This is a genomic window from Paraburkholderia sp. RL17-381-BIF-C (assembly GCF_046026435.1).
GTDB lineage: Bacteria > Pseudomonadota > Gammaproteobacteria > Burkholderiales > Burkholderiaceae > Paraburkholderia.
Window position 1 is genome coordinate 49,571 of sequence record NZ_JARESX010000049.1, and the last position, 6,373, is coordinate 55,943.

Annotated in this window: 5 protein-coding genes; all 5 read right to left on the bottom strand. The window is 62.3% G+C overall.

All coding sequences use genetic code 11. The features are described from left to right. Positions 1-14 precede the first annotated feature (14 nt). Positions 15-746 (bottom strand): bifunctional demethylmenaquinone methyltransferase/2-methoxy-6-polyprenyl-1,4-benzoquinol methylase UbiE, encoded by a 732-nt coding sequence (gene ubiE, locus P0D70_RS25660; RefSeq protein ID WP_091796750.1) that lies wholly within the window; start codon positions 744-746, stop codon positions 15-17. Positions 747-812: 66 nt separating this feature from the next. Next, positions 813-1,226 carry a gamma-butyrobetaine hydroxylase family protein gene (locus P0D70_RS25665; RefSeq protein WP_091800814.1) on the bottom strand — a complete coding sequence of 138 codons (414 nt, stop codon included), beginning with the start codon at positions 1,224-1,226 and terminating at the stop codon, positions 813-815. Positions 1,227-1,304: 78 nt separating this feature from the next. Next, positions 1,305-1,733 carry an HIT family protein gene (locus P0D70_RS25670; protein ID WP_408186523.1) on the bottom strand — a complete coding sequence of 143 codons (429 nt, stop codon included), beginning with the start codon at positions 1,731-1,733 and terminating at the stop codon, positions 1,305-1,307. 34 nt (positions 1,734-1,767) lie between these two features. After that, the gene (locus tag P0D70_RS25675) at positions 1,768-5,862 is read right to left on the bottom strand and encodes a DUF3683 domain-containing protein (RefSeq protein ID WP_091796752.1); all 4,095 of its coding nucleotides are present in this window, start codon (positions 5,860-5,862) and stop codon (positions 1,768-1,770) included. Between the two features lie 215 nt (positions 5,863-6,077). Continuing rightward, positions 6,078-6,373, bottom strand: a 296-nt coding sequence (locus tag P0D70_RS25680; RefSeq protein ID WP_408186524.1) for a hypothetical protein, incomplete at its 5' end; no start/stop codon positions are given.

Here is a 6,373-nt window from a genome sequence, read left to right on the forward strand (position 1 = left end):
ATGGGTTAGGAACCCTAGTATTTGGTCCCCACATGTAAAGCTACCACGCCAGCTGACAAATTGTAATATTTGACGCCGTCCAGGCCCGCTTGTTCCATCATTGTTTTCAAAGTTTCCTGGTCCGGATGCATCCGGATCGATTCAGCGAGGTATTGATAGCTCTCGGCATCTTTCGCAAAGCGTTGGCCCAACCACGGCAACACCTTAAAAGAATAGACGTCGTAGACCTTCTTGAGCGGATCCCACACCTTCGAAAATTCCAGCACCAGCAAACGCCCGGCCGGCTTCAGCACGCGCCGCATTTCCGCCAGCGCGACGTCCTTGTGCGTCATGTTGCGCAGGCCGAAGGCCACCGTCACCACGTCGAAGTAGTTGTCCGGAAAGGGAATTTTCTCGGCGTCGCACAGCAGCGCAGGGGTGATCACGCCCTTGTCCAGCAGGCGGTCGCGGCCCACCCGCAGCATCGATTCATTGATGTCGGTATGCCAGACTTCGCCGGTTTCGCCGGCCTGCTTCGCGAACGCCTTCGACAGGTCGCCCGTGCCGCCCGCGATATCGAGAACCTTGTAGCCCGGCCGCACGTTGGCCTGGGCGATCGTGAACATCTTCCACGCCCGGTGCAACCCGCCCGACATCAGGTCGTTCATCAAGTCGTAGTTGGCGGCAACCGAGTGGAACACGCCCGCCACCTTCTGCGCCTTGTCCTGTTCGTCGACCGATTGAAAGCCGAAGTGGGTTTTGCTCATCGCGCTTGTCCTTTCGCGTATTCTGAAATGTTGCGCCGCATCAGTGCGGCGATGGTGCGAATCGTATCAGTGACAGTGCCCGTGCGCAGCGCCGGCCTGGACCATGGGCGTATCGCGATCGACGCCCGCCGCCTGAAGTTTGGCGAGATACGCGCCCCAGAGTTCATCCTGGCGCACCGCCATGTCGTACAGCAGGTCCCAAGAATAGATACCGGTGGCGTGGCCGTCGGAGAAAGTCGGCTGCAGCGCATAGTTGCCGACGCCTTCGATCATCGTGATGGTCACTTCGCGCTTGCCGGTCTGCAGCGTTTCCTGGCCAGGCCCGTGGCCCATCACTTCCGCCGACGGCGAATACACGCGCAACAGTTCGAACGGCAGGCGATACGATTCGCCGTTTGCGTACTGCAATTCGAGTACGCGCGATTTGGAATGCACGACCACGCCGGTCGGCACCGGAGTATCGGGAGTCAATCCGCTCATGTTGACCTCATAGAGAACGCCGCCGCGAGTTTTCTTGCCCTTCAGGAGCCTCGCGCGACGCAACAGGTTCAGGGGCGCTCAACCAAGAGCCTGTTCGATTTCCTGTCGCACCGCTTCACGCAGCAAGGTAGCTTGCGCGCGACGCGACGACAGCATGGCTTCGGACACCGTGCGCTGGCGCGGCGCCCAGATGGGCAGTGGAAAATGCGCGTCGTTCGAAAAACGCGGGATCACATGCCAGTGCACGTGCGGCACCTGGTTGCCGAGGCTCGCCAGGTTGACCTTCGCCGGCTGAAGGATGCGCCGGATCGCGCGCTCGACCGCATACACGGCCTTCATCACGCGATCACGGTCGTTTCCGTCGAGGTCGGAAAACTCGGCCACGTGCTCGTTCCAGATCACCCGGCAAAAGCCCGGGTAATCGTGTTCGTCGGCGAGGACGACACGCAAGGTGTCGTCGTGCCACAGCACATCGCCGCCATCTTCACGGCAAAAAACGCAATCCATCGTCGTCCTCAGGCAAAAATCGTCAGTCGTGCCATTAAACCAGCACGCGCTCGATTCCGCCATTGTTCGCCCGTTGCACGTAGTCGACCATCCAGTCTTCACCGAGCACGTGACGTGCCATCTCGACGACGATGTAATCCGCCTCGATGCCCGCGTCTTCGTTGTACCGCGACAGGCCTTGCAGGCAGGACGGGCAGCTCGTGAGAATCTTCACGTCGGTGGCGCCCTTCGGCTGCGGACCGTCGCCGGCCTTCAGGACGGAGCCGTCCGGCGCGCCCGCCGAACCGGCCGATGCATTGGCCGGATTGATCCCGTTCGCGCCGGCTTCGGCCACCAAAGGAATGCCGCGCAGCTTCGCCGCGCCCTTGCGGATCTCCTCTTCCTTGCGGAAGCGGACCTGAGTCGAAATGTCAGGACGCGTGACCGCGAGCGTGCCGGACTCGCCGCAGCAGCGATCGTTCTTCTCGATCTTGTAGCCGTCTTTCTCCGAGCCCATCAGCTGATTGACGAGCTTGACCGGGTCCATCGTCTTGATCGGCGTGTGGCACGGGTCGTGATACATGTAGCGAACGCCGTTCACGCCGTCGAGCTTCATGCCTTTCTCCAGCAGAAACTCGTGGATGTCGATAATCCGGCAGCCCGGGAAGATCTTCTCGAATTCGTAGCCGGCGAGCTGGTCGTAGCACGTGCCGCACGACACCACCACCGTCTTGATGTCGAGGTAGTTCAGCGTATTGGCGACGCGGTGGAACAGCACGCGGTTATCCGTGACGATCTGCTCGGCCTTGTCGAACTGGCCCGACCCGCGTTGCGGATAGCCGCAGCACAGATAACCCGGCGGCAATACGGTTTGAACGCCCGCTTCCCACAGCATGGCCTGAGTGGCGAGACCCACTTGCGAGAACAGCCGCTCGGAACCGCAGCCCGGGAAGTAGAACACCGCTTCCGTGTCGGCGGTGGTCGTCTTCGGATTGCGGATGATCGGGACGATCTTGTTGTCCTCGATATCGAGCAACGCGCGCGCGGTCTTCTTCGGCAGGTTGCCCGGCATCTTCTTGTTCATGAAGTGGATCACCTGCTGCGTGACCGGCGGCTTGCCGACCGTTGCCGGCGGGTGCGCCGTCTGCTTCTTCGCGAACTTCTTCAGCACTTCGTTGCCGAGGCGCTGCGCCTTGTAGCCGACGCCCATCATCGCGGTGCGCGCGAGGTTGATGGTCTGCGGGTTGGTCGCGTTGAGGAAGAACATGCCGGCCGCGTTGCCCGGATTGAACTTCTTCTTGCCCATCTTGCGCAGCAGGTTGCGCATGTTCATGGTGACGTCGCCGAAATCGATCTTCACCGGGCACGGCGTCACGCATTTGTGACAGACGGTGCAGTGATCCGCGACGTCGTTGAATTCGTCCCAGTGCTTGATCGACACGCCGCGGCGGGTCTGCTCTTCGTACAAAAACGCCTCCACCAGCAGCGAGGTGGCGAGAATCTTGTTGCGCGGGCTGTACAGCAGGTTCGCACGCGGCACGTGGGTCGCGCACACCGGCTTGCACTTGCCGCAACGCAAACAGTCCTTGATCGATTCGGAAATCGCGCCGATGTCAGACTGCTGCATGATCAGCGATTCATAGCCCATCAGGCCGAACGACGGCGTGTAGGCGTTGCGCAGGTCGGCGCCTTCGAGCAGCTTGCCCGCATTGAAGCGGCCATGCGGATCGACGCGCTGCTTGTACTGGCGGAACTCGCTGATCTCGTCTTCCGTCAGGAATTCGAGCTTGGTGATGCCGATGCCGTGCTCGCCGGAAATCACGCCGTCGAGCGAACGCGCCAGCTTCATGATGCGCGCGACTGCCGTGTGGGCGTCCTGCAGCATCTCGTAGTTGTCGGAGTTGACCGGCAGGTTCGTGTGAACGTTGCCGTCGCCCGCGTGCATGTGCAACGCGACGAACACGCGGCCGCGCAGCACCTGCTTGTGGATCGCCTGAGCTTCCTCGAGGATCGGCTTGAACTCGCCGCCGTTGAAGATCTGCCGCAGTTCGGCGCGAATTTCCTGCTTCCACGACACGCGGATCGTACGGTCCTGCGTGACATGGAACACGGTGGCATCGGGCTGCGCGTCCGCGCGGTCGGCGAACTTCTCCGCCAGCGCTTCGTAACCGAGACCGACCAGATAGTGCTGCGCTTCACGAAGCGACAGATCGAGCTTGTCGCGCAGGAATTCCCAACGCGTGCGCACGCGCTTGAGCAGATCGAGCGCCTGCTGCACGCGGTCTTCGAGCAGTTCGGCGCTCGGGATTTCGTTGGCGTCGTCGCTCTTGCCGAGCGGCAGCTTGCCGGCCTGGAAGAACGCTTCGAGCGCGTCGACCAGTTGCAGCTTGTTCTTGATCGACAGCTCGATGTTGATGCGTTCGATGCCGTCCGTGTACTCGCCCATGCGATCGAGCGGAATCACCACGTCTTCGTTGATCTTGAAAGCGTTGGTGTGCTTGGCGATTGCCGCCGTGCGGCTGCGGTCGAGCCAGAAACGCTTGCGCGCCTCGGCATTGACCGCGACGAAGCCTTCGCCGCTCTTGCCGTTGGCCATGCGCACGACTTCCGAGGTGGCTTGCGCGACCGCGTCCGCATCGTCGCCGACGATGTCGCCGATCAGCACCATCTTCGGAAACGCGTTGCGCTTGCTCTTGGTCGCATAGCCGACCGCACGCAGATAGCGCTCGTCCAGATGCTCGAGGCCCGCGAGAATCGCGCCGCCCTGCTTCGACGTCTCGAACAGATAATCCTTGATTTCGACGATGCTCGGAATCGCATCGCGCGCCTGACCGAAGAATTCGAGGCAGACGGTGCGCGTATGCGCGGGCATCTTGTGCAGCACCCAGCGCGCGGACGTGATCAGCCCATCGCAGCCTTCTTTCTGCACGCCCGGCAGACCGGCGAGGAATTTGTCCGTGACGTCCTTGCCGAGGCCTTCCTTACGGAACACGCGGCCCTTGATGTCGAGCGCTTCCGTGCGCAGCAGCTTTTCGCCCGGCGCGTAATTGCCGTCGAACCATTTGAGCTCGAAACGCGCGACTTCGATGTCGTGAATCTTGCCCATGTTGTGGTCGAGGCGCGTGACTTCCAGCCAGTTGCCTTCCGGGTCGACCATGCGCCACCAGGCAAGGTTGTCGAGCGCCGTGCCCCACAGCACCGCCTTTTTGCCGCCCGCGTTCATCGCGACGTTGCCGCCCACGCAGGACGCATCCAGCGAGGTCGGATCGACGGCGAACACGAAGCCGGCCTGCTCGGCCGCCTCGGTCACGCGGCGCGTGACCACGCCCGCGCCGGAGAAAATCGTCGCGACTTTACGATCGACGCCCGGCAATTCGGTCATTTCGACCGCGCCCAGCTGTTCGAGCTTTTCGGTATTGATGACGGCCGAGAACGGCGTGAGCGGCACCGCGCCGCCGGTATAGCCCGTGCCGCCTCCGCGTGGAATCACGGTCAGGCCGAGTTCGAAACACGCCTTGATCATGCCGGCGATCTCGGCTTCGGTATCCGGCGTGAGCACCACGAACGGATATTCGACGCGCCAGTCGGTCGCGTCGGTCACGTGCGAGACGCGGGACAGTCCGTCGAACTTGATGTTGTCCTTTTCCGTGACCTTGCCCAGCACCTTGGTCGCGCGCTTGCGCAGATCGTAGGTCTTCTGGAATTCGCTAGCGAATTCGTCGACGGCGCGGCGCGCGGCCTGAACCAGCGTTTCGACGCGCGCGGCGCGATCCACGCCCGCTTCATCGCCGTGTTCGGTCAGATCGGCGCGGCGGCGCTTCTCGATCTCACTCAAACGGTGATGCAGCGCCTCGATCAGCATCGCGCGGCGCTTTGGGTTGTCGAGCAGGTCGTCCTGCAGATACGGATTGCGGCGCACCACCCAGATGTCGCCGAGCACTTCGTACAGCATCCGCGCCGAACGGCCGGTGCGGCGTTCCGCGCGCAGTTCGGCAAGCGCGGCCCAGGCGGCGTCGCCTAGCAGGCGGATAACGATTTCACGGTCGGAGAATGACGTGTAGTTATAGGGAATTTCGCGCAGACGCGCTTCGGGATCGGCGGCCACCGCAGCGGCGGCCCCGTGCGGATCGAAAACTTGAGGTGCGTTCATGTTTGGACGACTCGGTGGGTCAACCCGGCGCGCTCATTGGTGAGGCGCCGGCTGACGGTGCGCGTGGCGCGCAATGCTGGAAATTTTCTAGGGGAGCGAAGCACGACCGACGGTCAACCCACACCGGTCGCTTCGTGGCGCTCAGATACAGCTACACGATCGTGCGTGGCGGACGAGACGCTCCGCCGCGGGGCAAGACTCACGCGGGGCGGGCATCAAGTGGGCGATCCGAGGCTGCCAATGCATCTTCCGATCCTTATTCCAAAATGGAATTCTACCGCATGATCCCACCACGCGTTGACGGGTGAAATCAGATCTGCGCCGGGGCTTTGAGCAATTTCGCGGTAAATCGCTCGACGAAACCGCAACACCCGATTGACCGACCGAACGGTCGGGCGAAACTTCACGGCGCCGCTTCGGTGCATCAGCCGGAAGCCTGAGCGTACACCGTTGGCGCTATCATTGACCCTTTCCCGTCTCGCAAAGCGCACCGCGCCACCCGCATGGCCTC